The sequence below is a fragment of the Rugamonas sp. GW822-FHT03B10 genome, from assembly GCF_058801745.1.
In genome coordinates this window covers 36,837-62,681 of record NZ_JBXANP010000025.1, presented here as the reverse complement: position 1 = coordinate 62,681, position 25,845 = coordinate 36,837, and the positions used below count along the sequence as shown (strand labels likewise).

The window sequence follows — 25,845 nt, the reverse complement described above, 5'->3', positions numbered from 1 at the left end:
CCGTTTGCCGCTCATACTCACTCCTTTAGCCTAGAATTATGGCTCAGGAGTGTCTACAAGAGTCGTGGCGATTCATAAACCCAAAGAATGGTTCGTGGCTAACTTGTGCAGCAGCTTGGTCCTTGCATTTATAAATCTGATGAAAGAGATAGTGAAACTCAGTGATGTAATCTTTCAGATAGGAAGGCATAAGTAAAATATTGCTCGATGCCCCGTTTCGCTCAATCATGAAGTGTTCATGATCATCAACGATTTTGGTCTTACCCTCTCCCGCAGGAATTTTCTTCTTGGGAATAGAGAGGCGCTTAAGATACTTCAGGAAGTCTAGGTTGTGTGTCGATATAAAAAGCTGCTTGTATCGATAACTATTAGACCCGTCCGCATTCTTAATAGGCTTTGCAATCAAGCTCTCAATCAGGCTAAACATGAAAAAAATATGATTACCATCCAAACTGGAAATTGGATCATCAATATAAATGATGAGATTCTTACCCTTGCTTTCAGGCTCATCTAGTCTGGCAATGAAATAACAAAAGGCAATTAAACTGCACTCGCCTTCGCTGAGGTTATACGCTGGCTTGCCACTTCGAGTGATCTCAAACTTCACTGTGGCTGTGGCCGCATCATCTCTGGCTTCAAGTTTTATACCATCATGGCCAAAAAAATTATTGAGTAGGGAGTTAACCCGCTCTGCGCCCTTTCGTTCGTCTTTCTGCTTGGCTCTGAGCGTATTGACCTGCGATTCAGCAGCGCTGATTTCCTTCTCCGCGTCGACATAAACAGTGTTCGCCGTCTCCGCTTGCGATTTGAGGGTAGCAACTCGGTCAAGCTCAGTGTCGTAGGTTATCGTCCCAATAAACTCGAATACGTCATTCAATCGAAGCGCATCCCTAGCGGCAGTCTTGTCTTTCTCCAGCGTCTTCGTCCTAGCGTTATTCGCAACAATCAACCCATTTATGGCATTAACCTGCTCTTGGATTTCTACTGCGTCGTGCGAGAAATCTTTCAGCACAACTGGCTGGAACAGGCTATTTTTGCGCGCCTCTAGCGATTTTTTAAGAGATTCCAGGTCTTTCTTGTAGAGGCTCAAAGCACTGGAAAGAGCCTTGCTACTTACGTCAAAAGCGGCTCGCTCCTCAGCGTAAAATTGAGCACTTTCGAAGGTAATGAAGCCAGCTAGGGCTGTAACCTCCTCAGTGACTGAAGAAATTGCCGTGTCTAAAGCCGATTCAAGATCACTCGATTCCTTGCTGAAGTGTTCGTCAATCACTTGCCATAATTCGTGCGGCAAGCTTTGGCGGCAAAAAGCGCAAGTATCGCGTTTATCCCGATGGAGCCCGATACCTTGCTTAACCCACAGTTGTAATACGTTGTCGTTAAGAAGCTCCTGGATAGGAGAAGTAGGCGTTATCGTTTGCGAAAGAAGAGGTTCAGCGGTTGCTCTTAATGACTCTAGCTTAAGGGTAATTGCCAGAGTGTTCGTGATATCAGGTAGTGCCTCCTGCTTCAGTAGAGCAAGCTTACTTGTTTGCTCTTCCTCCGTTAGCCTTGCAAAGCCCTGCTTTTTCGTTGAGGCAATATCCCGCTTGATACTTTCAATGTTGTAAGTAGCAGTACCATACTGACGATTCTTTTTTATTTTCTCATTAGCATGGGCGCGCAGTTTGTCCTCAAGCCCGCTAGATGCAGTACTGTAATTGTTCTTGGTTCGATCACGTTCTTTCTTCTTTGCTTCAAGGTCAAAGCGAAGACCAACCTTGCCTTCCATACTTCCAAGCTTGGCCTCTATGGCGGCAATAGCATCGTCAATTTCCTTATTCTGTTCACCAACAATAGCAAACGTTCTGATCTCGCCGCCGATTTGCTGGTTCACCAGAAAGCTGAGGTTGTCAGTTACGAAGTCGCGGTTGTAGACCCTCACATCGTAGTTATGACCAGCTAGGCCCGCGTGCGCAACGTTGCCCTTGTCTCCGTAAACAGTGAAAGATGAATTAGCGTAGTTCAGCGGGATCTTGCGCGTCTCTAGCGCACGGAAGACACGAGAGAGCGTGGTCTTGCCTGAATAGTTGCGCCCGTAAAGGATGTTCAGACGTTGAAACGGCTTTACATTCTTGCCGCTGTCCCGGACGGCACTCTTCCACTGCAAGCCTTGGTAGCTCCCGAAACTGGCTATGTCGATCTGATTGATCATCGCCCCTCCCCCTGATAGTGGACTTATTTCTGTTTGTGTTCTTAACTGGCTACTCTAGGCCGCAATGGGCCATCATTGAGAATAGCATTCTTGCCTATTCGAAATACTCACAAATTCTCACTCCACTAACATGCTTCCGGTGTACATCGCTCTCTGGGGGATATAGGGAGCGGAATTGAAACCGACTGCGGATTCCCCCTGGGTTCCGATTGCTATGGGCGCCGCTTGGGTCGATGCAGCTTGAACCGCATGCTGAGGTATGGCCTAAGCTCCACGGCCTCAGCCGCTAGCCTTCTTGTCACCAAACGCTGTGCTGGCGTCTCCCACCTGGCTCCACCCAGCCGCTCCTGACTTACGAAGCTGGAGATGGCTTCCCTGATCGTGGCAACGTTCACGCGGGCCGTCTCGCCGTTCTGCTTGTTCGTCAGCCGGTGACGCAGATCGATCTCTGCGCTTCGCTGAAACGGGCTGATTATTGGTGTGGCCACCCTCTTGGTCTTTTGACATTCCATCTCGATCCCAATTAATTTCTTGGCCTTCCCGCCCACGGGCAGCTCCATGTTGATCAACAAGACCCTGCGGACCGGCAACGCGAGGTGGTGTTCTACCTCCCTGATGAAGCCGTCTATCGCCTGCAAGGCGGGTACTGCGGGGGAGATGACGTGGAACGCACGCACGGCCTACCAAGATTCATCAAAAAAGCCCACGAATTTCGGTTCGTGGGCTTTTTTTGTTTCTGGTCGCTCTCCGGTCGCGGCGGGACTAGCAGAAACGGAGAGTTGTTCAGCCAGGAATCCTGGCAATGACTTTGATCTCGAAGTCGAATCCTGCCAACCAGTTGACGCCCAGTGATCTTGCCCCCGTATGACCGGACACAACCTATCGCTTAATTAACGCCGATTTCCTGAGCCCGGCGCAGCAGCTCCCTCCTGAACATGCGAGGCGATTTCAACTTCAACGACGAGTGTGGATGAACCTCATTGAAATGTGTAAAGGCGTCCGGCAGTTGAGCGAGAACGACTTCGGCATTGCTGCGGTCCATCAGGCTGACGTAATCCCGTTTGAAGGTGTTCACAAAGCTTTCAGCGATCCCATTCGACTGCGGGCTGCACACCGGCGTATGAATCGGCTCCAGGCCCATTGCACGCGCCAACGCATGCGTTTCGTGGGCTCGGTAGGCGCCGCCATTGTCGCTCAAGAACTCCAGCTTTGCCGAGCCAATGCTGGCCTGGCCAAATCTCGCTTCGACCGCTTCCACCAACATATCGCGGACTGGCTCGCCAGGCAGGCCACGTTCAGCCCAGGCTCGCCAAGCAATGATTTCACGACCACAGCAGTCCTTCATAAACACACCAGTGACGACCTCGCCGTTGTCGCAGGCAATCTCGAATCCGTCCGAACACCAGCGCTGATTCGGCTCGGCCACCGCGACGACACCGTCATGCACACGGCTGCTGACGCGGCGCTTCGGCGCTTTCGGCAGCAACAGGCGGTGTTCCTTCATCACGCGATAAAAGCGCTTGTGGTTGATCGCTTGCAGGCCCATCAAGGCCCTCGTGCGATTGACCAGGGCGCCGGCCCTGCGGTAGCCATAGGTCGGCAGCGCCGTGATCTCGGCCCGCACCGCGTTGACCAGGATGGCGTCAGCGGGCTGGTGGAACGTCTGCGTAGTACGACCGTCAACCCAGCCGCTCGGGCGCGCCGCCAGCACGCACACATGCGAGCGCGCTACGCCCAGCGCCGAACAGACTGCCTTCACTGGCCGTCCTTGTCCAACAAGGGCGAGCGCGCAATCCACTTTTTTTCGCGAGCGAACTCGACTGCCTCCTTCAGGATCTCCGCTTCCATCGTCTTCTTGCCCAGCATCCGTTGCAGCTGCGCAATCTGGGCCCGGGCAGCAGCCAATTCACTTGCCGGCACCGCCGATTCACCAGCACTGACGGCCGTCAGCGCGCCTTCGCGTTCAAGCTTGCGCCAATTGAAAAGCTGGCTGGCGCCGACACCATGTTTGCGGGCGACCAGCGACACGCTCATGCCCGGTTCGTATGTCTCGCGTACCAACGCCGCCTTTTCATCAGCGGACCAGCGCCGCCGGCGTTCTTGGCTCACCGTCACCACTTCGATTGTTTGCTTATTCCTAGTCATATGCACAGTCCTATTCCTATCCGTAAGAATAGCGCATAGGCCGTGTCCGGTGATTCAGGGGGCTATCTCACCCAGGGCAGTCCAGTTCGGATAAGGTGCTTCAGGAAAAACCTCGTTCTTGACCGCCATGATTGTAGCGAACTGATTTTCCGGATCCGTGTGGAAAGTCGTCACGTCAACGATGTCATCGAACCCGCATCCCGCCGCCTTCAGTGTCGCCTTCAGATTCTCAAACGCCAGGCGTACCTGGGCCTCGAACTCGGGTTCCGGCGCGCCGTCTGTGCGGCTGCCGACCTGGCCAGATACAAACAGCAAATCCCCTGAACGGATCGCGGCTGAATATTTATGGGCCGCGTACAGTTCATGCCGCCCGGCTGGAAAAATGGTTTCGCGTGTTGTCATGTGCTTGCTCCTGGTGTTGTCAGTGCGAGCACTATAGCCCGCTCAATAGTTTGGATAAACCACAAAACGGCTGCTACACTGTTTGAAAAATTCAAACTATTGCCGGAGCTGTGTGATGGACAAACTGGAAGCCATGCGGGCATTCGTTCGGGTTGTAGAGGCTGGCAGCTATACCAAGGCCGCCGAAACGCTGCATGTGAGCAAAACCACGGTCACGCAATTAGTGCAGCAACTTGAAGCCGAGCTGCACATCAAGCTACTCAACAGAACGACGCGTAAAGTGAACTTGACGACGGCCGGCGCCGCTTATTACGAGCGCGTGATTGTCCTGCTGGCCGAGCTTGAGGACATCGAGGACAATATCCTCAGCGACGCCGCCGCGCCACGCGGGCTGCTGCGGGTGGATGTTCCCAGCCCCTTCGCGAACATCATCCTGGTACCGGCGCTACCTGAATTCCACGCGCGTTTCCCGGAAATCCAGCTCGATATCGGCGCCAGTGATCGCAAGGTCGACCTGATCGGCGAGAACGTCGATTGCGTGGTGCGCGGTGGTGCAATTGAAGATGGATCGCTCGTCGCGCGACGCATCGCCGACCTGCAGTTGGGCGTTTATGCTGCGCCATCGTACTTGGCGCAAGAGGGAACGCCGACACATCCCGACGATTTGCATAACCCCGGCCACCGTATCATCCACTACCGCTGGCGCAACGGCTTGCCATACGCCATGGAGAAATCAGGAGAGCGTGTCAAAGTCGATGGCCGCTACTTCCTGGCGATCGATGACGGCAATGCTTATCTGACCGCCGGGCTGGCCGGGCTCGGCGTGTTGTTGCTGCCGCAATATATGGCCAAGGCGCATGTGGACAGCGGCGCGCTGGTACCTCTGTTCACGGACTGGCGTATCGAGTCCATGCCGCTCCACGTGGCATATCCACCCGACCGCTACGTTCGCAAGCAGCTCCGCGTGTTCATTGATTGGATCGTCGAACTGATGGCGCGGCATGAACTATAAAGGCGTGAGCTGCCATCGCCAGGACAGGTGACGCATTGAAAGGAATGGGCCACTTGAAGAAATTTTAATCCGTTGATCGCGGGGTAGTCCTCCCATGACAGCAGTCCGGACGTGAAGAGGTTGTCGGCGCAAGGAAGTCCCTGCTGGGGCACTTCTCGACATGGTAAAATCTCGCAACATGATGCCTGCCGCTCCAGGGATTTTTAATCCGTTGGTCGCAGGTTCGAATCCCGCACAGCCTACCCAAAATTCAGCGGTATAAAAAAAGGTTAAGCGTTTCGGCGCATGGTCCTTTTTACTTTCCTCCACCGCACACACCCAAGAAAGCAACTCCATGAGAAAGACCGATCTGGCGAAATTCGACGCTAAAAAACTGATGGGCAAAATGTCCGTTCCCGGTGGCGCCGAATTCGGCAAGACCGCAGTGGTGGTCGATCGCCGCGAGCAGCGCCGTCGCGACCAGGCGCTTGGCCTGGTGCCCTTCGCCGTCAAACTCAATAGCGACCTCGTCGCGCAGATCAAGGCGCTGGCGGCCGAACAAGGTGCTGATCTCAACGAAGTTGTCGCCGCGCTGCTGCAAAAAGGTTTGGCGGGCTGAGGTGGATGTTGGCAGTGGCCTTTCAATTCGACTCTGCGAATCGGAACCGGGACGCGACGCCAAGTGTGACATGGCTCAATGAAACAAGTCGGCCCGGCATACCGCACTCCGTCTGCCTTATAATCAACCGATCATGAGTGAAAATCCATCCAGGGTCGAGTCCGAGTTCGCGACGGTTGAAGAAGCCGAGGCCTATGATCGTTGGTTGCGGGAGAAAGTTCAGAAGTCGCTCGACGATACGCGCCCTACTGCCAGCCACGAGGACGTTATGGCTGCCGCGAGGAAGATAATCGAAGCGAAGCGTGACGCCAATGCTTCCGATTCGATGGCGGACTGAAGCGCAAGCAGATTTGGCGACGATTCTCGCCTACATCGCAGAGCGCAACCTACAGGCCGCAGCCGATCTGCACGACCGAATCGATCACGCCGTTTCCCAGCTCCCGCATCATCCCTATCTGTACCGAGCGGGACGAGTTGCAAACACACATGAGATGACTATTCATCCAAGCCACCTCATCGTGTATCGCGTGGGCACGACTGCAATAGAAATTCTTGCCGTTGTCCATACCCGACAACGGTATCCCTGACCAGCTCTGGCAACGATGGCGCATCGTAGCAACGCGTCGTGGTTGCCGTCTAAGCCGCGTACGAGCCGGTGCCTGAGCCAATGTCAGGTCCGGCATTTGGACAAGCGGACAATGTCCCTGAGATCGACCAAGGGGTGCGGAGGTCGAACGTAGTAGATAGGCTCCTCTTGTCTCCATTTTCATAATCGAAAACACGCGCCATGAGAAAACGCAAAAGTACATGGCGACTGTCCGAAAGACAGACCTGACACCGGATTTTTCTTGCCGGCCACGCCGTCTCCGCTTCAACGCTGCCCGTAAAAATGCGTGACGACGGGCTTGCGGAAGCTTTGGTGACAGCCCAGGCATAAGGTTTGGATAGTCGCATAGGCGGCGATCACGCCCTTGCCATCGCCCCGCACCGCCGCCTCGTGCATCGCCTCCGCCGCGTGGTGGGTCTGCTCGTCGTAGTGTTCGAATTTTTCCGCGTCCTTGCCGACGAAGGACAGCACGCGCTCCTGTTCGGCGGCCGGCGGTTGCGGATGCTCGGCGATGCGCGGCGCCAGCTTGGCGATCATCGGCCAGTCCTCGCGCGCGATGCCGCCAGCAATCGCCTGCATGTCCGCGTCCAGTCCCTGCATGATTTTGCGCAGGGCCAGCGGTTTGACGCCGCCCCCTGCCTTCGCCTGCGCCTGGGTATCGGCCGCCGGCGCCGCGCCGGCCATCATCAGTGCCGCCGCCATCACGGCCATGCTCACATATTTCATCGTTGCCTCCTGGTTCAAAGTGTCAATCTATGGGGCGGCCTTCGCCCGCTTCTTCATGCGTGACGCCGTCACGGATGTGGTAAATGCGTTTAAAGGTCGGGATGATCTTCTCGTCGTGCGTGACGACGATGACCGCCGTCTGGTAGCGCTGCGCCATGTCGTTCAGGATGCGCATCACGGCCATCGCGCGCTGGCTGTCGAGAGGCGCGGTGGGCTCGTCGGCCAGGATCACGGGCGGACGATTGATCAATCCGCGCGCGATCGCCACCCGCTGCTGCTCGCCGCCCGACAGCCGCGATGGCATGGACGTGGCGCGGTGCTGCACGTCGAGCGCCGCCAGCAGTTCGAGCGCGCGCGCGCGTGCGGCGCCATTGGCCATCCCGGCCAGCATGGGCAGCAAGGCGACGTTGTCGGTCACGTCAAGAAACGGGATCAGGTAAGGCGCCTGGAACACGAAGCCTATCCGGTCGCGCCGCAGCGCGCGCAGATCGCGCACCCGCCAGCCCTCGTCGTAGATCACGTCGTCGCCCAGCGTCATGCGGCCGGCCGTCGGGTCCACCACGGCGCCCAGGCATTTGAGCAGCGTGCTCTTGCCCGACCCGGATGGACCGATCAGTCCAACCACCTCGCCCGGCGCCACCTGCATATCGACATTCCTGAGCGCGTCGACGGCGGTGTCGCCATGACCGTAACGCTTGCGCAAGCCTTCGATGCGGATGCCTTTGCCCCGCGCGTCTGGTCCGGTACCGCGTTCGTTCAAGTTAGCCATCTTAGCCTCCGATCGCTTCGGCCGGGTCGATCTTCAGCGCCACGCGGATCGCGACCAGGCTGGCCAGCGCGCACAGAACCAGCACAGCGATGAAGCCGGCCACCGTGTCGAACGGCACCAGCAGCACGTATTTCGGGAACAGGGGCGCGGAAAGGCCGGCCGCGATGCGGCCGACGACGAAGCCGATCACGCCCAGCACCAGCGCCTGCTGCAGGATCATGCCGGCGATCACGCGGTTGCGCGTGCCGATCAGTTTGAGCACGGCGATCTCACGCAGCTTGTCCATGGTGAGCGTGTAGATGATGAAGGCGACGATGGCGGCGCAGACGATGGCCAGGATCACCAGGAACATGCCGATCTGCTGTGCCGAGGTGGCGATCAGCTTGCCCACCAGGATGCGCTCCATCTCGGGGCGGGTGTAGACGGTCAGGCGCTTCCAGCGGCGTATTTCGGCGGCCGTGTCGTCGGCCGGCTGGCCGGGCTTGAGCGTCACCAGCACCGCGTTGACGGAGGCGTTGGCGCTTTGCGCGGCGATCACGGCGTCGAGCAGACCCGGCACGCCGGGGCGGTTGAGGGCCGGATTGGCCGCCGTGCGGCGCCGGCTTTGCCAGATCGCGTCGTTGTCCTTCAGGAACTGGGCCTGCTGCGCATCCTTGAGCGGGATGAAGATCATCGGGTCGCCGCTGGACGACACCGTGCGCCGCGTCAGGCCGACCACCGTGTACAGGTTGCGGCGGATGGCGATACGCTCGCCCAGGCGCATGCCGGCGGCAACGTCGGCCACCGCCTCGTAATGGCCGCGCGTGATGTGGCGACCCGCCACCAGTTGCGGCGGCCAGCCCGGCGTCTCGCCGGGCGCGCCGGGCGCGATGCCGACCACCATCGCCCGCACGTCGCGCTCGCCCTGGCGCACCTGCATGGTCAGATAGGTGGCGTTGGCCGCCTGCGCCACGCCCGGCATGGCGCGGATGGCGCGCCATGCGTCGTCGCTGACGCTCGACGATTCGGCGTACGGACCGAGCGTGTCGCGCTGTACCACCCACAGGTCGGCGCCGCTGTTGTCCAGCAGCGCCTTGGCGTCGTCCACCATGCCCCGGTAGACGCCGGCCATCACCAGCGTCACGCCGATCAGCAGCCCCAGTCCCACGCCCGTGAACACGAACTTGCCCCACGAGTGGAGAATGTCGCGCCCCGCCAGGCTGATCATCGCGGCACCCCGGACAGGCGCGGCACGATGCGGATGCGGCTGTCCGGCGTCAGCGCCCTGTCGCTGTGGACGACGATCTGGTCGCCCTGCCGGAGGCCGGCGCGCACCTGCACCCAGCCATCGAGATCGGCGTCGCCCAGCGTGACGGGCGTGAACTGCGCCTGTCCGGCCACGACCCGCCACACGCCCAGCGCCTGCCTGCGGCGCTGGATCGCCGCGTTGGGGATGACCAGGGCGGCCGGCAGCGTCGGCAGGCTCACCGTCACCTCGGCCAGCTCGCCGATGGGCGGCAGGGCGTCGGGCGCGGCGTCGAAGCGCACCTTGGCCAGCGTCTCCTCGGTCACGGTGTCGGCCAGCGGTTCGAGCCGCGCCACGTGGCCGGCCAGGCTCTGGCCGGCGCGCGAGCGCAGTGCTATCCGGGCCGGCAGGCCGGGCGCCAGGCCGGCCGCGTGGACCTGGTCGAAGCGCACATTGATCCACAGGCTGCCGGGGTCGATGACCTCGACCGCCGCCTGCCCGGCGACGATGGTGGTGCCGGGATCGGCGTCGCGCGCGACCACGATGCCGTCGACCGGCGCCACCAGCCGCAGGTTGCCGTGCTGCGCGCGCAAGGCGCCACGGTCGGCGCGGGCCCGGGCCAGCTCCTCGCGCGCGCCGGCCAGCGCGGCGTCGGCCACCTGCCCTTCCTGCCGCTTGGCCGTGCCCACCTCCTCGCTGACCATGCGCACCGCGACCAGCTGCTCGTAGCGCCGCAGTTGCGATTGGGCGTAGGCCTGGCGCGCCTCGGCCTCGCGCACCGCCGCCTCGGCGCGGCGCAACACCGCGTCCTGTGCGCTGGCGCGTTCGTCCAGGTCGACCGGGTCCATTTCACCGAGCAGTTGGCCGGCCCTGATCCGGTCGCCGACGTGCACATCGAGACGCTTGATGCGTCCGGCGTAGGTCGGCCCGATCTTGTAGCTGTAGCGCGCCTCCACATTGCCGATGCCGAACAAGGCCGGCGTGATGGCCCGCGATTCGACCGTCGCCACCGTCACCGCGACCGGCGCCAGCGGGCCGGAGCGCAACGCGACCCACAGGAACAGGACCAGCAACGCGGCCCCGCCACCGGCCAGCATCAGCGTGCGCCGCTGTGGCAACCAGCGGCTCATGACGCGCTCACAATGCCGCGCCGGAAGACGGCGAACATGCGCGGCGCCTGGCGGCGCATCTGCTCCACGTCGTCGGCGAACAACGATTGCATCACCAGCCCCTGCACCATGCCGATGAACAGCAGGATGGCCGCGTCGACATCCAGCGCGGGCGACAACTCACCGCACGCCCTGCCCCGTTCGAACAAGGCCAGCAGCCTTTCGCGGTAGCGCGCCAGCAGCACCTGCACCATGCGCTTGGCCGGCGTCGATTCGGGTTGCTGCAACTCGCCGAACATCACGCGCGGCACGCCCGGGTGCGCGGCGACGAAGTCGATGTGGGCCATGAACATCGCTTCCAGCGCCGCCAGCGGCGAGGCCACGCCTTCACTGGCCTGGTCGAGCCGGGACAGCAGGCGCTCGGCCACCCATTCCATCACCGCCTGCCAGATCGCGCCTTTGCTGGGGAAATGGCGGAACAAGGCGCCCTGCGTGACGTGCATGTGTTTGGCGATGGCCGCCGTCGTGATGTCGCTCGGATTCTGGACGCTGGCCAGTTGGACGACGGCTTCGACGGTCACGGCGCGCCGCTCGTCGGCCGGCATTTTGCCGCTGGGGGTGTGCATCATGGCTCCATTTAGCTAGTAATTGGTTACTATCTTACAGGGCTAAAAAAAATTTGCAAGCCGGGATTGCGCCAGATCGCGCGCATCCACGCACCAGCACACACCAGCGCACCCCGGCACAGGCGAGCGCGGCGCCTGGCGTGACGCCGCCGGACGGCGGCGTCACAGACCTGCGGCAGCCGGCATGCTCACTTGGCTTCGGCGGCGGCCTTCGGCTTGCGCGGTGCACGCGGCTTCTTGGGCTTCTCGGCGGTCGCTTCGCCACGGCCTTTCACGGCCTCGATCAGGGCGGCGGTGTAGGCATTGCGCGCCGTTTGCGCGATCGCGATCTGCTGTTGCAGTCGCGCCAGTTCCGCGTCCACGACCAGGATGTTGGCGGCCTGCGATTGCGCTTCGGCGCTCAGCTTGTCGGATGCGTAGGACGTGCCGTTGATCGTGATGTATTGAGGTAAAGTCATTGCGTTCCTTGTTTAATTATTGCAAGGGATAATTCCCGGCAGCCCGTGATTGTATGTCCAACCAGTGTGCCGGGCAAAGCCTGCGCGGATGCCGGCGCCACCGACGGAACGGCGCCAGCGCCTATAATGCGGATCCCGCTTGCCCCATCGTCCCTGCCGCGCCATGCCGTCCACCCTCGCCGCCCCCGCCCACAGCGAACTGCTGATCAAGAAGAGCCGCTTCATCGGCTGCGTCCAGCCCATGACGGACCGGGCGGCGGCGCAGCAGGTGGTGGCGGGCTTGAAGGCGCAGCATCCGGACGCGGCCCACGTGTGCTGGGCCCTGCTGGCCGGCGGCCAGTCGGCGGCCGTCGATGATGGCGAACCGAGCGGCACGGCCGGCCGGCCCATGCTCGACGTGCTGCGCCACCAGGACCTGGAGGGCGTGCTGGCCACCGTGGTGCGCTACTTCGGCGGCGTGAAGCTGGGCGCGGGCGGCCTGGTGCGCGCTTACACCGACAGCGTGGCGCAGGCGCTGCTGACGGCGCCCAAGGTGGCCATCATCAAGACGCGCATCCTGCGCTGCGCCGTGCCCTACGCGCTGGAGGGCTGGCTGCGGCGCGAACTGGCCGCCGTGCAGGCCCAGCTGCTGGAGGTCGGCCATGGCGACGCCGTCGACTTCAGCTTCAACCTGCCCGACGACGCGGCCCCGGCACTCATCGTCCGCCTGAACGAGGCCGGCGGCGGCCGCGTTGCCTGGCACGACGGCGACGGCGACGACACGCCCCACCCCGCGTGACGCTCTGACACCGCCCGGCGCGGTCGCTTCCGGCCATGGCGGGCGCGCCCCGGCAGGCGGCGCGCGGCCGCCCTCATTGCACGCGGCGCACCCTGGGCGCGCGGTGCGCGCCGTCGATATCGAGGAAGATGGCGCCGAGCAGACCGCGCCTGACGGTGACGTTGGGATGATCGGCGTCCAGCACGTCATCGCTATCGTCGACCACGGCCCACACCTGGCCGTTGGCCAGGCGGATGCGTTGCCCGGCGACCCAGCCGTCGAATTTGCCGTCGATGCGGCTTTCGATCGATTCCAGCCGATACGCTTGCAGCGCGGACGGCTCCTTGCCAAACATCTGCTCCATTTCCGCGCGGCCGGGCACCGGCATCACATAGCCGACCGGCGCGGCGACCGGCGCAGCGCGGGCAGGCACGGCGCTGGACACAGGCGCGCCAGCGATGGCGGCGACGGCGGGAATGGCGTCGTAGCACGCAAGGCGGGCCGACACATCGGACAGGGCGCGGCAGCGCAGCAGCGCGCCATCATCGGCCGACGCGGCACCGGACAGGCAGGCGCCGGCAACGAACAGCAGAACCAGGTGATTCTTCATCGCAGCTCTTTCAAGGAAACAAGGGATCGGACCGGATGGCATGACGCCAGGCGTTGCAATCGTATCAGCATAGCTTAAAAGGCAACAGCGTCGCCAGCGCGGACGCGGGCGCGTGCAGCGCACGTTAAAGCCCGATAGAATGGCTTTTTTGCTGTGCACCGCCGCAGCCTGGCCCGGCGACCCGCCTGCGCCGGGAAGCGGATGGTGCGCTCGGTCACTCTACCCAACCGCGTATAAAGGCTGTCCATGGTACTGCACGTCATCCTCAATCTGCTGGCCGCGCTGGCCCTGCTCGGCTTCATGGTCGGCCAGCAACGGCGCAACGCCACCTTCACCGTGCGCGTGTTCACCGGCCTGGGCCTGGGCGTGCTGCTGGGCGCGGCCCTGCAGGCGATCTACGGCGCCGGCGCGCCGGCCCTGCAGACCACCAGCGACTACCTCGACATCGTCGGCAGCGGCTACGTCAACCTGTTGCAGATGATCGTCATGCCGCTGATCATGGTGTCCATCATCGCCGCCATCCTCAAGCTGCAAGGCGCCTCGTCGCTGGGCAAGATCAGCGTGCTGACCATCGGCACGCTGATGCTGACCACGCTGGTTGCGGCCGGTATCGGCATCCTGATGGCCAAGGCATATGGCCTGAGCGCCGTCGGCCTCACCTCCAGCGCGGCCGAGGTGGCGCGCGGCGAATACCTGCAGGGCAAACTGGGGGCGGCCAAGGCGCTTAGCGTGCCGGGCATGGTGCTCAGCTTCATCCCCACCAATCCCTTCCTCGACATGACGGGCGGGCGCAAGACCTCCACCATCGCCGTGGTCATCTTCTCGATCTTCATCGGCGTCTCGGCCACCGGCATCCACAGCCAGAAGCCCGAGGCGTTCGCCGCCTTCCAGCGCTTCATCGACGTCGCGCACGCGGTCGTGATGCGCATGGTGACGCTGGTGCTGCGCCTGACCCCGTACGGCGTGTTCGCGCTGATGGCGCAGGTGGTGTCGACCTCCAGCTACGCCGACATACTCAAGCTGATCAACTTCGTGGTCGCGTCCTACAGCGCGCTGATCCTGATGTTCGGCGTGCACCTGGCCATCATCGCGGCCGCCGGCCTGCATCCGCTGCGCTATGTGAAGAAGGTGCTGCCGGTGCTCACGTTCGCCTTCACCTCGCGTTCGAGCGCCGGCGCCATCCCCATGAACGTGCAGACCCAGACCCAGCGCCTGGGCACGCAGGAGGGCATCGCCAACTTCGCCGCCTCGTTCGGCGCCACCATGGGCCAGAACGGCTGCGCCGGCGTCTACCCGGCCATGCTGGCCGTGATGATCGCGCCCACCGTCGGCATCGACCCGTTCACGCTGCACTTCCTCGGCCCGCTGCTGGCCATCGTCACGATCGGTTCGGTGGGGGTGGCCGGGGTGGGCGGCGGCGCCACGTTCGCGGCGCTGATCGTGCTGTCGGCGATGGACTTGCCGGTGGCGCTGGCCGGCCTGCTGATCTCGGTCGAACCGCTGATCGACATGGGCCGCACCGCCCTCAATGTCAGTGGCGCCATCACGGCCGGCACCGTCACCAGCCGCGTGCTGGGCCAGACCGACATGGCCGTCTTCCAGCGCGACGAGGAACCGGGCGACGACGACCGCCTGGTGGCCTGAGCCCGTAAAAATGGGGACCTAACTCAAAATGTGGCCGCGCGTCCCACAAGCCTGACGCGCAAAAAAATGCCCGCGTTCATCACGCGGGCATTTTCATTGGTGCCGCCGCGGTAGCGGTCAGAACTTGTAGTTGTACGCCACGCCCAGCAGTTGCAGATGGGTCTTGTAGGTGCCGCGCGTGGTTTCGCCGTTGCCGGTGCAGGTCGGGATCAGCGGGCTGCAGCTGTTGGTGTAGGTGGTGTCGGCATCCTTGAAGTGCAGGAAGCTGTAGGCCACGTCGATGGTCGATTTCGGGCTCAGCTTGTAGGCGGCGCCCAGCGAGAACTGGTAGCGGTCGCTGTCTGGCAGGGCCGGATCGCGCAGCTGGGCGCTCGGCACCGGCGACTGGTCGTAGGCCACGCCGCCGCGCAGCGTCACCTTGTCGTCGTAGCGGTAGTTGGCGCCCACGGCCACGCGCACGGTGTTCTTCCACTGCTGGTTGATCACCAGGTCGCCCTCAACCGTGTTGGGGAACTGGATGTGCAGGTCGCTCAGGCGCGAGTGGCGGCTCCAGGTCAGGTCGGCCATGCCGTCCCATTTCGAATCGAACTGGTGGAACACGTTGGCCGACAGGGTTTCCGGCGTGCGCAGCTTGACCATCGAGGCCGAGTTCTGGCGGTGGCCACTGGCGGCCAGCACCTTGTTGGTGATCTGGTCGGTCGTCACCATCGAGAAGTCCCACACGGCGTCGCCCTTCAGGCTGTGCGCCACCGACGAGCGGTAGGCGAAGCCGAAGCGGGTGTTCTGGTCCAGCGTGAACATGTAGCCGAGGTTGAAGCCGTAGCCCCAGTCCTTGCCCGTGATCGAGGCGTGCGCGTCGTGGGCCGAACCGAGCACGGCGGGGTTGCCGCCCAGGGCGACGATGGTGCCGATCAGTTGGGCGCGGGTGGCGGCGGCGGCCGGGCTGGACAGCGCGGCGACCGTGCCCGGCACGTCGACGGCCTGGCCCAGGTCGGCGTTGAAGTGTTCAGCCATGATGCCGAAGCCGAACGCGTGGTGCTCGTTCAGCTTGAACGAGGCGGACGGGTTCAGGGTCACCGCCTCCAGTTTCACGTCGGTCAGGGCGTAGCGGCCGGTCCAGGTGTTGCCGTAGTTGAGCTTGGCGCCGTAAGGCACGAACAGGCCCAGGCCCACGGCCCACTGGTCGTTCAGTTTCTTGCTCGCGTACAGCGACGGCGCCGTCACGTTGTCCGGTGCGTAGCCATGGGCGGCGGTGCCGCCCGTGGGCGCGCCCGTGAAGTGGGTGGAGCCGGTGTCCTGGAAGGTCGAGTGCGGCACCACGACGGTGGCGCCGAAGTTCAGTTGCGTGCCATCCAGACGCGACATGCCGGCCGGATTGTAGAAGATCGTCGATGCGTCGTTCGCCTCGGCGGCGTTGGCGTCGGCCGTACCTTGGGCGGCCACGCTTTGCGAACCGAAGCGGTAACCGGATGCCAGTGCGCTGGCGGACAGGGAGCTCAGGGCGACGGCGATGATGAGGGGCAGGTATTTTTGTTTCAAGGTGGTCTCGCTTTATAGGTGATGGCTGATCGACGTCAGATTATTCTGGTGGCCGGCATCGCGCTGGCCTGCGTAGCGGGCATGATGCTGGGTGGCAAGTAGCATACACCAGCAATAAAATATTAAAGTAGAGTAACAGTACTAATTATGCTACGAGGATGGAAAGATTGCCATTTCCGCACGCTATCAAACCGGACGCAGGCAACGATGTGTTGTAAATGGAAAAGGGCCCCGCAGGCCCTTTTCCATTGTGCAATCAATGCGCGATCAGTATGCGATCAGTGCGCATCCAGCGCCGGGCCCGGCGGCACGGCCTTGCCGCCGCGTCCCAGCGCCTTGTTGACGCCCCACAACACGAGCCGGAACACGAGCCGCACGAACACCAGCGTCAGCAGCGCCTCCACCAGCGTCATCAGCAGCGCCGGCACCGTGGTCCAGCGCAGTTCGCGGCGGCGGAACTTGGCCAGCGCGCGGTCGCGGGCGATCTCGATGCTGTCGTAGAAGGTCGGCACCACCAGCAGCGTCAGGATGGTCGAGGTGATGGTGCCGCCGATGATGGCGATCGCCAGCGGACGGTAGAACTCGCCGCCCTCGCCCAGCCCCAGCGCCACCGGGAACATGCCGGCGATCAGCGCGAAGGTGGTCATCAGGATCGGGCGCAGCCGCATGCGGCCCGCGTACATCAGCGCGTCCTCGCGGCCGTAGCCCTCCTGCTCGCGCTTGCGGGCCGCGTCCAGCAGCAGGATGGCGTTCTTGGCCACCAGGCCCATCAGCATGATCACGCCGATGAAGCTCATCAGGTTCAGGGTGCTGCCCGTGACCAGCAGCGCCAGCACCACCCCGATCAAGGACAGCGGCAGCGACAGCATCACGGCCACCGGCGCCGTGAACGAGCCGAACTGCATCACCAGGATCAGGTACATCAGGCCGATGCCCATCACCAGCGCGATCGCCATCTCCGTGAACAGCTCGGCCTGGTCCTTGCCGGCGCCGCCCAGGTCCAGCCCGTAGCCGGGCGGGAAGTCGATGGCCTTGGCCAGCTTCATGGCGTCGTCCGTCACCTCGCCCGGCGAGCGGCCCTGCACGTTGGCCGACACCGTCACCGTGCGCTTGCCGTTCTTGTGCTCGATGGTGGACGGGCCCTTGCCCATCGTGATGGTGGCGATCTGGTCCAGCGGCACCATCTGGTTGGTGCCGGTCACCGAGATCGGCAGGCGCTCGATGTTCTCGGCGCTCACGCGGTCCTCCGGCGCCAGCCGCACGGCCACGTCGCGCGACTCGCCGGTCGGATCGACCCAGTCGCCGACCTCGACGCCGGCGAACGCCACGCGCAGCGACTGCGCCGCGTCGTTGACGGAGATGCCCATCGAGTTGGCCAGCCCGCGGTTGAGCTCGATCTGCAGCTCGTTCTTCGGATCCTGCTGCGACAGGCCCACGTCGACCGCGCCCGGCACCTGGCGCAGCTTGTCCATGTAGGCGCTGGTGATCTCCATCAGGCGGCGCGAATCGGGGCCGGTGAATTCGATCTGCACCGGCTTGCCCTGGTTGCCCAGGTCGTCGACCACGGAGATCTCGGCGCCCACCACGTGGCTCAGCTTTTCGCGCAGCTCGGCGCCGATCTGGAACGCGGTGCGCTTGCGCGTGTTGCGCTTGCCGATGTCGAGGTAGATGCGGCCGCCGTTGGCGTTGATGTTGGAGTTGGTGTCCTTGACCTCGGGGATGGCGCGCGCCAGCTCGGCGGCCCGCTCCATCTTCAGGCGCGCGTATTCCACGCTGCTCGACGGCGGCGTGCGCACGTCGATGGCGATGGTGCTGCGGTCGGCCGCCGGCAGGAACGAGGAGCCGCCGAACTTGGCGTGCAGCACGATGGCGCCGACGAAGGTGCCGAGCGCGATCACGGCCATCCAGCGCCGGTGGTGCAGCGCCCACGCGATCACGTGGCCGTAGCGGTCGGACTGGTGGTCGAACCAGTCGTTGAAGCGCTGCAGCAGCTTGCCCAGGCCCTTCTTCGGCGCCGTGTGGTGGTCGACCGGGTCGCCCCAGTAGGCCGACAGCATGGGGTCGAGCGTGAACGAGATGCCGAGGCTGACCAGCACCGAGCAGGTGACGGTGAGCGCGAACGGCCGGAACCACTCGCCCGAGATGCCGGGCATGAAGGCCACCGGGATGAACACGGCGATGATGGAGAACGTGGTGGCGGCCACGGCCAGGCCGATCTCGGCCGTGCCGTTCAGGGCCGCCGTGCGGCGGTCCGCGCCCATCTGCATGTGGCGCACGATGTTCTCGCGCACCACGATGGCGTCGTCGATCAGCACGCCGATCGCCAGCGACAGGCCGAGCAGCGTCATGAAGTTGAGCGTGAAGCCGCACAGCCAGACCGCGATGAAGGCCGCCACCACCGAGGTCGGCAGGCTGAGCGCCGTGATCATGGTCGAGCGCCACGAGTTGAGGAAGGCGTACACCACGAAGATGGTCAGCACGGCGCCGAACACCAGCGACTCGATCACGTTGTTCAGGCTGCGCTGCGACTCGTCGCCGCCGTCGCGCGTGATCTCGAGCCTGGTGCCGGCCGGCAGCGTGGCGTTGATGGCCTTGATCTCGTCGCGCAGGCGGGCCGCCACGGCCACGGTGGAGGCGTCGCGCGAGCGCGAGATGGCGATGCCGACGTTGGGCTTGCCGCTGCGGATGCTCAGGCCGTTGATCTCGGCGAAGCCATCGGCGATGGTGGCCACCTGCGCCAGGCGCACGATCTCGTCGCCATTGCGCTTGACCACCACCTGCTCGAATTCGCGCGGCGTCTCGATGCGGCCGACCAGGCGGATGCTCTTCTCGTCCAAGGTGCCGCGCACCTTGCCCACCGGGGCGTTGGTGTTCTGGTTGCGCAGCGCGTTGACCACATCGCCCACCGACACATTGTATTCGCGCAGCTTCTCGGCCTTGAGCAGCACCGACAGCTCGCGCTTGAGCGAACCGTTGACCTGCACCTGCGACACGCCGTCGACGGCGCGGAAGCGGTCCGACAGCGTGTCCTCGGCCAGGCGCGAGATCTCCGCGTGGGTCTGGCTGGTGGACGACAGCGCGATCTGCATCACGGGGTCGGAGGCCGGGTCGATCCGTTGCAGGATGGGTTCGCGCATCTCGGTGGGCAGCTTGTAGCGCACCGAACCGATGGCGTTGCGGATCTCGTCGGACGCCTCGATCAGGTTCTTCTTGAAGCTGAACTCGATGAAGATGGAGGCCGAGCCCTCATTGGCCGTGCTCTCGATCTTGGTGGCGCCGGAGATGGCCAGCAACGGCTTCTCCAGCCGGTTGACGATCTCGCGCTCGACCGTGTCGGGCGAGGCGCCCGGATACGGCACGTTGACGATGATGAACGGCACCTCGACGTCGGGGTTCTGGTTCACGCGCAGCTTCTTCAGCGCCAGCAGGCCCAGGCACATCATGGCCACGATCAGCACCAGCGTGGCGATCGGGCGCTTGATACTAAAATCGGATAAGAACATGGATCAGTTCCCTTTCGTCGCGGTGGCGGCCGGGGTCGCGGCCGAGGCCACCACCTTGGGCACCAGCAGTTCCACCAGCTGGCCGTTGGCGTAGCCGGCGTTGGGCACGCGCAGCACGCGGTCGCCGGCGGCCAGGCCCGAGCGCACCTCCCACTGGCCGGTGCGCGGATCGCGCACGCCGATGTTGAGCATGGCCTTGCTCAGCGTCTTGCCGTTCAGGCGCCACGCGTACGACTGGTCGCCCGAGCGCACCAGGGCCGAGTCGGCGATCATCAGCGCGTCCGTCACGTCGGACTCGACGCGCCCTTCCGCGTACAGGCCGGCCACGCCGGGCAGGCGCTTGTCGGCGAACTCGACCAGCACCTCGACCTGGCGCGTGACCGGGTTGGCCGACGGGTCGACCCGCTTGACGCGGCCGGCGAAGTCCTGGTTGGCGTAGCCGTTGACGCGGAAGCGCACCGGCTGGCCGACCTTGACCACGCCGATCTTGTCGGCCGACACCAGGCCTTCGAAACGCATGCTGGCCGGGTCGATCACCTTGATCAACTCCTTGCCGACGGCGGCCGTGTCGCCGCTCGACACCTTGCGGTCGCTGACGATGCCGTCGAACGGCGCGCGCACGCTGGTGCGGCTCAGTTGCTGGCGGGCCGAGACGGACTTGGCGCGCGCGGCCGCCAGTTCGCTCTGCAGATTGTTGCGGCGGATCTCGGCGTCCTCCAGGGCCTGGGTCGACACCATGCCCGAGGCGCGCAGCGTCTTCTGGCGCTGGAACGCGCGCTCGGCCTGCTCCAGGCTCTGGGCGGCGGCGCGCGTGGCCTCCTCGGCCGAATTGAGGCTGTCGCGGATGGCCGTCTCGTCCAGGCGCACCAGCACGTCGCCCTGGTGCACCACCTCGCCGTTCTCCTTCAGCACCTGCAGCACCACGGCGTTCACCTCGGCGCGCAGGTCGGCGCGGCGCTCGGGCTGGATCGAGCCGGTGATGACGGGACCGGACGCGAGCGCGTTGGTGTCGACCGTCAGCAAGTCCTCCGGCGCGACCTGCAGGGTCACCGCACCCTTGCCGTCCTTGCCAGCCTTGTCCGGCGCCTTGGTGGACTTGCCGCAGGCGACCAGGGCCGAGGCGACGGCGAGAGCAACTAAGGTTTTGCGCAACATAAAAAATCTCCGAATGAATTGAACGTCGGTGCGGTTGGAATTTTTGTTAAAACTGCAAGGCGCAGAGTATTCACCAGCGCCGCCCAGCCGTCAATCGCACAATGGCTGGATTGCCGGTTTCCATGGCTGGAACGCGGAATCGGCGGATAAACGGGGGGTGGGAGTGAGAATTGGTGAGAGTGTGGCGCCCGCCACCCATGGGGGGATGGGTGGCGGGCGCCGGGGCGGACCGGCGTGGCCGGGCCGGCGCCCCGGGGGCGCGGTCAGCCGCGGCCGAACAGCGCGAAGATCACATGGCCCATGGCGATGCCGGTGGCCAGGCCGCCGCCGATCTCGACCAGCGTGTGGCCCATGCGCTCGCGCAGCCAGGTGTGGCCGCTGTCGCCCTTGGCCAGCCGGTTGATGGCGGCCGCCTGCTTGCCCACGTGCTGGCGCAGGCTGTTGGCGTCGATGATGACGATGAAGCACAGCGTGACGGCCACGCCGAAGGCCGGATGGCCGATGCCCTCGCGCAGCGCGATCAGGGTCGCCATGCTCGACACGACGGCGCTGTGGTTGCTGGGGAAGCCGCCGTTGCCCACCAGGTTGAACGCCCACTTGCGGGCGCGCACGCTGTTGATCAGGAACTTGATCGGGCCGACCGTGATCCAGGTCAGCAAGGGGGTAACGAGGTAGGCGAGGTCCATCGCGGTGTCCTTCATGAAAAACGTGGCTTAAGGGTGCCCGTGGGGGCGAATTGGCGGCCATTATCGCAGAACACCATGCTGTCGCATAAGCAAGTAATATAAAATCGGGCCACGTCCACCCGCCAGAACCCAGGAACATCCATGCAGCATTTCAAATTCTCGTTCGCCGTCACCGCCATCCTGCTGGGCCTGGCCGCCTGGTGGGGCTACCATCACGATGGCGCGGCCGGGGTGCTGCAAGCCGTGTGGATCGCGGCCGTGCTGGGCGTGATGGAAGTGTCGCTGTCGTTCGACAACGCCGTCGTCAACGCCTCCGTGCTGCGGCACTGGAACCCGTTCTGGCAGCGATTGTTCCTGACGGTGGGCATCGTGGTGGCCGTGTTCGGCATGCGGCTGTTGTTCCCGCTGCTCATCGTCGCCTTCGCCACCGGGCTGGGGCTGGTGGAAGTGTGGCACATGGCCACCACCACGCCCGACGTGTACGCGGCCCACCTGACGGCCTCGCACGCGCAGGTGGCCGCGTTCGGCGGCGCCTTCCTGCTGCTGGTGTTCCTCAATTTCCTGTTCGACGAGGAGAAGGAATTGCACTGGCTGGGCTGGATGGAGAAGAAGATGGGCGAGCACGGCACGGACAGCCTGGCCGTGCTGCTGGCCCTGCTGGCCGTGTTCGCCTGCATGGGCGTGGCCGGCAAGGACGAGCAATTCGGCGTGCTGACGGCCGGCGTGACGGGCGTGGCCACCTACCTGGCGGTGCACTGGATCAGCACCTTGCTGGAGGAGGACCCGCAACCGGAGGACGACAGCGACGCCACCGAGACGGGGGTGGAGGCGGTGGGCGCCGGCGCGGCCGCGCTGGCCCTGTCGGCCGCCACGCGCGGCGGCATCGGCGCCTTCCTGTATCTGGAAGTGCTGGACGCCTCGTTCAGTTTCGACGGCGTGATCGGCGCGTTCGCCATCACCAGCGACGTGGTGGTGATCATGCTGGGGCTGGCCATCGGCGCCATGTTCGTGCGTTCGCTGACCGTGTTCCTGGTGCACAAGGGCACGCTCGACGAATTCGTCTACCTCGAGCATGGCGCCCATTACGCGATCGGCATCCTGGCCCTGATCATGCTGGCCAGCGTCAAATACGACATCCCCGAATGGTTCACCGGCTTGTCGGGCGTGGCCTTCATCGCCATCTCGCTGTGGTCGTCCATCCTGTACAAGCGGCGGCGGGAGCGTTGATCGCCGCGCTGGCCGTCCGGTGATAAGATGTCCAACCTTGCTTCAACCTCAACCCGAACTACATGACCACATCCAAACGCATCCTGCTGTCCATGATCGGCCTGGTGGCCGCCGCCGTGCTGGCGTTCTGCGCCTACACCTGGATCACGCTGCACCTGACCTACTCGGAAGGCGAGCGGGCCGGCTACCTGCAGAAATTCTCCAAGCGGGGCTGGGTGTGCAAGACGTGGGAAGGCGAAATCCTGCTGACGTCGATGCCGGGCGCGATCCCGGAGAAGTTTGAATTCAGCGTGCGCGACGACGCCGTGGCCCAGCAACTGCTGGCCGCCACCGGCAAGCGCGTGCTGCTCACCTACGAACAGCACAAGGGCGTGCCCACCGCCTGCTTCGGCGAGACCGAGTACTACATCGCCAAAGTGCAGATCAGCCAGTAACAAACCTAAAACCGGGGTCAGGCGGCTGATGACGTCGCGGGCGATGCTGGCCGATTGCTCGCGCTCCTTGCGGGCGCGGGCGGCGTCCAGCGAGGCGACGCGGGCCTGGGCTTCGGCTTGCTGGCATACGCCCTGCTCCGCTTCCACCTTCGCTTGCAGCGCGGCCAGCGCGTTGCGCGCGGCTTGCTGACGGCGCGTTTCCAGTTCCAGCAGTTGACGCTTGGCGGCCGTCATGGCGGCCGTGGTGTCGGCCACCTTGCGCTGCATGGCGGCGTGCTCCATGGCGGCGGCCAGCAACGCTTGCTGCGCTTGCGCCTTGTCGGCGGCGGCCATGCGCGCCGCGTGCTCGGCCTGTTCGCGCTGACGCATCGCTTCCAACGCGGCCTGCTCCGCTTCGGCGCGGGCGCGCGCTTCGGCGGCCACTTGTTTTTCCGTTTCCAGACGGCCGGCGATGGCCTTGGTGGCGCGCGCTTCGGCCGCCGTGGCCTGGCGCTGCTGGGCCAGCTTTTGGTCGATCAGCGCCAGCGATTCGCGCTCCGCCGCCACGAATTCACGCTCGGCCTGCAGCAGCGCTTCGGCGGCGGCGGCCTTCTCCTGTTCCACGCGGGCGCGCTCGGCCTGCACCACGCCCAGCTCGACGGCCAGACGCGCTTGCGCGGTCAACGCGGCGGCAGCGGCGGCCTTGTGTTCGGCTTCCTGCGCCGTCTGCTCGGCGACCATGCGGGCGGCGGCCGCTTCCTGCTCGGCGGCGGCGGCCAGGCGCGCGTCGGCGTCGTGCTGCTGGCGCAGCGCGGCGGCCTGGGCTTGCTCGGCGGCGATGCGGTGCTCGGCGGCGGCGGCGGCGATGCGCTCCGTCTCCATCTTGTCCTTCATGGCGGCCAGCGCTTGCTGTTCGGCGGCGGCGCGGGCCTGCTCGGCGGCCAGCAGTTCGGCGGCGCGGGCCGCTTTCCGCTCGGCCAGGGCCTGGGCCTGGCTTTGCGCCTCGACGTGCTCGGCCAGCAGGGCGACCTCGCGCTGCTCGGCGGCGTTCTGGCTGGCGGCCAGTTCGGCGGCGGCGCGCGCCAGCGCGGCACGCTCGTCGGCCTGTTGCGCGGCGCGCTGCTGTTCCAGGCTGTCGGCGCGGGCCGCTTCGGCGGCCGCCTCGTCGGCGGCCTGGCGCAGCTTGGTCTGCTCCAGCGCGTGCGCTTCCGCTTCCACCTTGGCCAGCGTCTTCAGCTCGGCTTCCTCCTCGGCTTGCACGCGGGCTTCGGCCACGGCGCGCAACTGGCGGTCCACTTCGATGCGCGCCTCGGTCGCCTGCAGGATGCGGGCTTCGGCGTCGCGCCGGGCCTGGGCGGTGGTGGCGGCCATCATCTCCAGCCGTTCGCGCTGCAGGGCGGCGTCGCGGATTTCCTTTTCGGTCTGCAGGCGCAGGTGCAGCGACTGGGCGGCGCTGCGCTGCGATTCGGCCTGGGCCAGCGCGATCTGTTCGCGCTCCTGCTCCAGGTGGGCCAGCGCGCGGGCTTCCTCCAGCGCGCGCACTTCGGCGGCGGCGCGGTTGAAGGCCGATTCCAGCGCGATCTGGTCGGCGCGCTCGCGCTCGATGGTCAGCTCCAGCGCTTCCGCTTCGGCCTTGGCCAGGTTCTCGGCCGTCTGGCGGGCGGCGTGGGCGTGGCGCTCGCGCTCGCGCGCCAGCGTGGCCACGCGGGCGTCCGCCTCGGCGATGCCGACCACTTCTTCCTTGGCGGCCTGCACGGCGGCCACGCGCTCGACGGCTTGCAGGCGGGCCTGCTCCGTCTGCGCCTGCAGTTCCTCGGCGGCGCGGGCGGCCTGGGCGGCCAGTTCCGATTCGGCGGCCATCTGTTCGGCGGCGCGCTTGCGGCTTTCCTCCTCGGCGCGGGCGCGCTGCTCGGCGGCCTGGCGGATGGCGTTGTCGGCTTCGACGCGGGCCCGCAGTTCGGCCGTCTCCTGCTTGACGGCGTCCAGCCGGGCCACGCTGGCCTGGGCGGCGGCGCGCAGCGATTCGAGGCGATCGCGGTTGGCGGCGATGGCTTCCTCGGCCGCCTGGGCGTTTTGCAGCGCGACGGCGGCGGCGGCGGCGTCCATGGCGGCGCGGTCCTCGGCCAGGGCGCGGGCGCGCGCCTCGGCGTGGGCCCGGCTCTCGGCGGCGCACGCCGCTTTCGCTTCCGCCTCCACGCGGGCGATGGCTTCCTGGATGGCGCGCATCTCCAGCGCGGCGCGCGGCGGCTGCGGCGGCGTGGCGCTCAACTGGTCGTGGTCGTGCGCCGCCGACGCTGGCGCGTCATCGGCCGAGAATGCGACGGTGAGGTTGGCGCCTTCGCGCTGAGCCAGTTGTGCTTGCATGAGAGTTCTCGCTTTCCGCTGCGTCCCGGCACCAACCGGGACTTCTGAGTTGCCATTATCAAACATGGCCCGGACAAGC

The 25,845-nt window shown here is 64.6% G+C and carries 22 protein-coding genes and 1 pseudogene; 8 read left to right on the top strand and 15 right to left on the bottom strand.

Annotated elements, in window-relative coordinates; all coding sequences use genetic code 11:
• Window positions 1-43 precede the first annotated feature (43 nt).
• Window positions 44-2,191 (bottom strand): AAA family ATPase, encoded by a 2,148-nt coding sequence (locus tag AC1RQG_RS25395; RefSeq protein ID WP_493135785.1) that lies wholly within the window; start codon window positions 2,189-2,191, stop codon window positions 44-46.
• 558 nt (window positions 2,192-2,749) lie between these two features.
• Between AC1RQG_RS25395 and AC1RQG_RS25390 the strand changes: the two genes are divergently transcribed.
• Window positions 2,750-3,043: a hypothetical protein gene (locus tag AC1RQG_RS25390; protein WP_493135793.1), complete on the top strand. Its 294-nt coding sequence runs from the start codon at window positions 2,750-2,752 to the stop codon at window positions 3,041-3,043.
• A gap of 34 nt (window positions 3,044-3,077) precedes the next feature.
• Here AC1RQG_RS25390 and AC1RQG_RS25385 read toward each other — a convergent pair.
• Both AC1RQG_RS25385 and AC1RQG_RS25380 read right to left on the bottom strand, forming a co-directional pair.
• Window positions 3,078-4,336 (bottom strand): IS3 family transposase gene (locus AC1RQG_RS25385; protein ID WP_493135783.1). Its coding sequence is split into 2 segments (ribosomal slippage): window positions 3,078-3,997 and window positions 3,997-4,336, totalling 1,260 coding nucleotides; the frame shifts between segments, so codons are not numbered across the junction.
• A 54-nt stretch (window positions 4,337-4,390) separates the two neighbouring features.
• A complete protein-coding gene (locus tag AC1RQG_RS25380) occupies window positions 4,391-4,738 on the bottom strand; it encodes a RidA family protein (RefSeq protein WP_493135781.1) in 348 nt (115 codons plus the stop codon).
• Between the two features lie 115 nt (window positions 4,739-4,853).
• On the opposite strand from AC1RQG_RS25380, the gene AC1RQG_RS25375 reads away from it, so the two are divergent.
• From AC1RQG_RS25375 to AC1RQG_RS25360, 4 genes are all read left to right on the top strand, one after another.
• The gene (locus AC1RQG_RS25375) at window positions 4,854-5,750 is read left to right on the top strand and encodes a LysR family transcriptional regulator (RefSeq protein WP_493135779.1); all 897 of its coding nucleotides are present in this window, start codon (window positions 4,854-4,856) and stop codon (window positions 5,748-5,750) included.
• Window positions 5,751-6,084: 334 nt separating this feature from the next.
• On the top strand, window positions 6,085-6,348 hold the full coding sequence (locus tag AC1RQG_RS25370) for a hypothetical protein (protein WP_493135777.1): 264 nt from the start codon (window positions 6,085-6,087) through the stop codon (window positions 6,346-6,348).
• A 133-nt stretch (window positions 6,349-6,481) separates the two neighbouring features.
• On the top strand, window positions 6,482-6,685 hold the full coding sequence (gene relB, locus AC1RQG_RS25365; RefSeq protein ID WP_493135775.1) for a type II toxin-antitoxin system RelB family antitoxin: 204 nt from the start codon (window positions 6,482-6,484) through the stop codon (window positions 6,683-6,685).
• Window positions 6,660-6,935 (top strand): type II toxin-antitoxin system RelE/ParE family toxin, encoded by a 276-nt coding sequence (locus AC1RQG_RS25360; RefSeq protein WP_493135791.1) that lies wholly within the window; start codon window positions 6,660-6,662, stop codon window positions 6,933-6,935. Before relB ends, AC1RQG_RS25360 begins: the two co-directional genes overlap by 26 nt.
• 284 nt (window positions 6,936-7,219) lie before the next feature.
• On the opposite strand, the gene AC1RQG_RS25355 is transcribed toward AC1RQG_RS25360, so the two are convergent.
• The 6 genes from AC1RQG_RS25355 to AC1RQG_RS25330 form a co-directional block, all read right to left on the bottom strand.
• Window positions 7,220-7,681, bottom strand: a complete 462-nt coding sequence (locus AC1RQG_RS25355; protein ID WP_493135772.1) for a cytochrome c — start codon at window positions 7,679-7,681, stop codon at window positions 7,220-7,222.
• 22 nt (window positions 7,682-7,703) lie between these two features.
• Window positions 7,704-8,450, bottom strand: a complete 747-nt coding sequence (locus tag AC1RQG_RS25350) for an ABC transporter ATP-binding protein (RefSeq protein WP_493135770.1) — start codon at window positions 8,448-8,450, stop codon at window positions 7,704-7,706.
• A gap of 1 nt (window position 8,451) precedes the next feature.
• Window positions 8,452-9,657: an ABC transporter permease gene (locus tag AC1RQG_RS25345; protein ID WP_493135768.1), complete on the bottom strand. Its 1,206-nt coding sequence runs from the start codon at window positions 9,655-9,657 to the stop codon at window positions 8,452-8,454.
• The gene (locus AC1RQG_RS25340) at window positions 9,654-10,805 is read right to left on the bottom strand and encodes an efflux RND transporter periplasmic adaptor subunit (protein ID WP_493135766.1); all 1,152 of its coding nucleotides are present in this window, start codon (window positions 10,803-10,805) and stop codon (window positions 9,654-9,656) included. The genes AC1RQG_RS25345 and AC1RQG_RS25340 overlap by 4 nt, the downstream gene beginning before the upstream one ends.
• Complete coding sequence (locus tag AC1RQG_RS25335; protein ID WP_493135764.1) at window positions 10,802-11,410, bottom strand: TetR/AcrR family transcriptional regulator; 609 nt, start codon at window positions 11,408-11,410, stop codon at window positions 10,802-10,804. Before AC1RQG_RS25335 ends, AC1RQG_RS25340 begins: the two co-directional genes overlap by 4 nt.
• Before the next feature lie 188 nt (window positions 11,411-11,598).
• Window positions 11,599-11,868, bottom strand: coding sequence for a hypothetical protein (locus tag AC1RQG_RS25330; RefSeq protein ID WP_493135762.1), 270 nt, complete (start codon window positions 11,866-11,868; stop codon window positions 11,599-11,601).
• Between the two features lie 163 nt (window positions 11,869-12,031).
• On the opposite strand from AC1RQG_RS25330, the gene AC1RQG_RS25325 reads away from it, so the two are divergent.
• A complete protein-coding gene (locus AC1RQG_RS25325; RefSeq protein WP_493135789.1) occupies window positions 12,032-12,646 on the top strand; it encodes an IMPACT family protein in 615 nt (204 codons plus the stop codon).
• 73 nt (window positions 12,647-12,719) lie between these two features.
• Here the strand turns inward: AC1RQG_RS25325 and AC1RQG_RS25320 are convergent, their stop codons facing one another.
• Entirely contained in the window at window positions 12,720-13,235 is a 516-nt protein-coding gene (locus AC1RQG_RS25320; RefSeq protein WP_493135761.1) for a hypothetical protein, read from the bottom strand.
• Window positions 13,236-13,481: 246 nt separating this feature from the next.
• On the opposite strand from AC1RQG_RS25320, the gene AC1RQG_RS25315 reads away from it, so the two are divergent.
• Window positions 13,482-14,879 carry an L-cystine transporter gene (locus tag AC1RQG_RS25315; RefSeq protein WP_493135759.1) on the top strand — a complete coding sequence of 466 codons (1,398 nt, stop codon included), beginning with the start codon at window positions 13,482-13,484 and terminating at the stop codon, window positions 14,877-14,879.
• Between the two features lie 117 nt (window positions 14,880-14,996).
• Here AC1RQG_RS25315 and AC1RQG_RS25310 read toward each other — a convergent pair whose 3' ends face one another.
• The 4 genes from AC1RQG_RS25310 to AC1RQG_RS25295 all read right to left on the bottom strand — a co-directional run bounded on the left by AC1RQG_RS25310 (window position 14,997) and on the right by AC1RQG_RS25295 (window position 21,762).
• Window positions 14,997-16,418, bottom strand: a complete 1,422-nt coding sequence (locus AC1RQG_RS25310; protein ID WP_493135757.1) for an OmpP1/FadL family transporter — start codon at window positions 16,416-16,418, stop codon at window positions 14,997-14,999.
• Between the two features lie 278 nt (window positions 16,419-16,696).
• Entirely contained in the window at window positions 16,697-19,921 is a 3,225-nt protein-coding gene (locus AC1RQG_RS25305) for an efflux RND transporter permease subunit (RefSeq protein ID WP_493135755.1), read from the bottom strand.
• Window positions 19,922-19,924: 3 nt separating this feature from the next.
• A complete protein-coding gene (locus AC1RQG_RS25300) occupies window positions 19,925-21,076 on the bottom strand; it encodes an efflux RND transporter periplasmic adaptor subunit (RefSeq protein ID WP_493135753.1) in 1,152 nt (383 codons plus the stop codon).
• A 263-nt stretch (window positions 21,077-21,339) separates the two neighbouring features.
• Window positions 21,340-21,762 carry a divergent PAP2 family protein gene (locus AC1RQG_RS25295; RefSeq protein WP_493135751.1) on the bottom strand — a complete coding sequence of 141 codons (423 nt, stop codon included), beginning with the start codon at window positions 21,760-21,762 and terminating at the stop codon, window positions 21,340-21,342.
• Window positions 21,763-21,903: 141 nt separating this feature from the next.
• Here AC1RQG_RS25295 and AC1RQG_RS25290 point away from each other — a divergent pair, with 141 nt between their 5' ends.
• The gene (locus AC1RQG_RS25290; protein ID WP_493135749.1) at window positions 21,904-22,989 is read left to right on the top strand and encodes a DUF475 domain-containing protein; all 1,086 of its coding nucleotides are present in this window, start codon (window positions 21,904-21,906) and stop codon (window positions 22,987-22,989) included.
• A gap of 482 nt (window positions 22,990-23,471) precedes the next feature.
• Here AC1RQG_RS25290 and AC1RQG_RS25285 read toward each other — a convergent pair.
• Window positions 23,472-25,766 (bottom strand): annotated as a pseudogene (locus tag AC1RQG_RS25285) (coiled-coil domain-containing protein); the annotation flags it as partial.
• Window positions 25,767-25,845 lie beyond the last annotated feature (79 nt).

What these genes read in the sequence shown, in the direction of transcription:
- AC1RQG_RS25395 (WP_493135785.1), bottom strand. Translation starts at nt 2,191, where the DNA reads ATGATCAATCAGATCGACATAGCCAGTTTCGGGAGCTACCAAGGCTTG.
- AC1RQG_RS25390 (WP_493135793.1), top strand. Translation starts at nt 2,750, where the DNA reads ATGTTGATCAACAAGACCCTGCGGACCGGCAACGCGAGGTGGTGTTCT.
- AC1RQG_RS25380 (WP_493135781.1), bottom strand. Translation starts at nt 4,738, where the DNA reads ATGACAACACGCGAAACCATTTTTCCAGCCGGGCGGCATGAACTGTAC.
- AC1RQG_RS25375 (WP_493135779.1), top strand. Translation starts at nt 4,854, where the DNA reads ATGGACAAACTGGAAGCCATGCGGGCATTCGTTCGGGTTGTAGAGGCT.
- AC1RQG_RS25370 (WP_493135777.1), top strand. Translation starts at nt 6,085, where the DNA reads ATGAGAAAGACCGATCTGGCGAAATTCGACGCTAAAAAACTGATGGGC.
- relB (WP_493135775.1), top strand. Translation starts at nt 6,482, where the DNA reads ATGAGTGAAAATCCATCCAGGGTCGAGTCCGAGTTCGCGACGGTTGAA.
- AC1RQG_RS25360 (WP_493135791.1), top strand. Translation starts at nt 6,660, where the DNA reads ATGCTTCCGATTCGATGGCGGACTGAAGCGCAAGCAGATTTGGCGACG.
- AC1RQG_RS25355 (WP_493135772.1), bottom strand. Translation starts at nt 7,681, where the DNA reads ATGAAATATGTGAGCATGGCCGTGATGGCGGCGGCACTGATGATGGCC.
- AC1RQG_RS25350 (WP_493135770.1), bottom strand. Translation starts at nt 8,450, where the DNA reads ATGGCTAACTTGAACGAACGCGGTACCGGACCAGACGCGCGGGGCAAA.
- AC1RQG_RS25345 (WP_493135768.1), bottom strand. Translation starts at nt 9,657, where the DNA reads ATGATCAGCCTGGCGGGGCGCGACATTCTCCACTCGTGGGGCAAGTTC.
- AC1RQG_RS25340 (WP_493135766.1), bottom strand. Translation starts at nt 10,805, where the DNA reads ATGAGCCGCTGGTTGCCACAGCGGCGCACGCTGATGCTGGCCGGTGGC.
- AC1RQG_RS25335 (WP_493135764.1), bottom strand. Translation starts at nt 11,410, where the DNA reads ATGCACACCCCCAGCGGCAAAATGCCGGCCGACGAGCGGCGCGCCGTG.
- AC1RQG_RS25330 (WP_493135762.1), bottom strand. Translation starts at nt 11,868, where the DNA reads ATGACTTTACCTCAATACATCACGATCAACGGCACGTCCTACGCATCC.
- AC1RQG_RS25325 (WP_493135789.1), top strand. Translation starts at nt 12,032, where the DNA reads ATGCCGTCCACCCTCGCCGCCCCCGCCCACAGCGAACTGCTGATCAAG.
- AC1RQG_RS25320 (WP_493135761.1), bottom strand. Translation starts at nt 13,235, where the DNA reads ATGAAGAATCACCTGGTTCTGCTGTTCGTTGCCGGCGCCTGCCTGTCC.
- AC1RQG_RS25315 (WP_493135759.1), top strand. Translation starts at nt 13,482, where the DNA reads ATGGTACTGCACGTCATCCTCAATCTGCTGGCCGCGCTGGCCCTGCTC.
- AC1RQG_RS25305 (WP_493135755.1), bottom strand. Translation starts at nt 19,921, where the DNA reads ATGTTCTTATCCGATTTTAGTATCAAGCGCCCGATCGCCACGCTGGTG.
- AC1RQG_RS25300 (WP_493135753.1), bottom strand. Translation starts at nt 21,076, where the DNA reads ATGTTGCGCAAAACCTTAGTTGCTCTCGCCGTCGCCTCGGCCCTGGTC.
- AC1RQG_RS25295 (WP_493135751.1), bottom strand. Translation starts at nt 21,762, where the DNA reads ATGGACCTCGCCTACCTCGTTACCCCCTTGCTGACCTGGATCACGGTC.
- AC1RQG_RS25290 (WP_493135749.1), top strand. Translation starts at nt 21,904, where the DNA reads ATGCAGCATTTCAAATTCTCGTTCGCCGTCACCGCCATCCTGCTGGGC.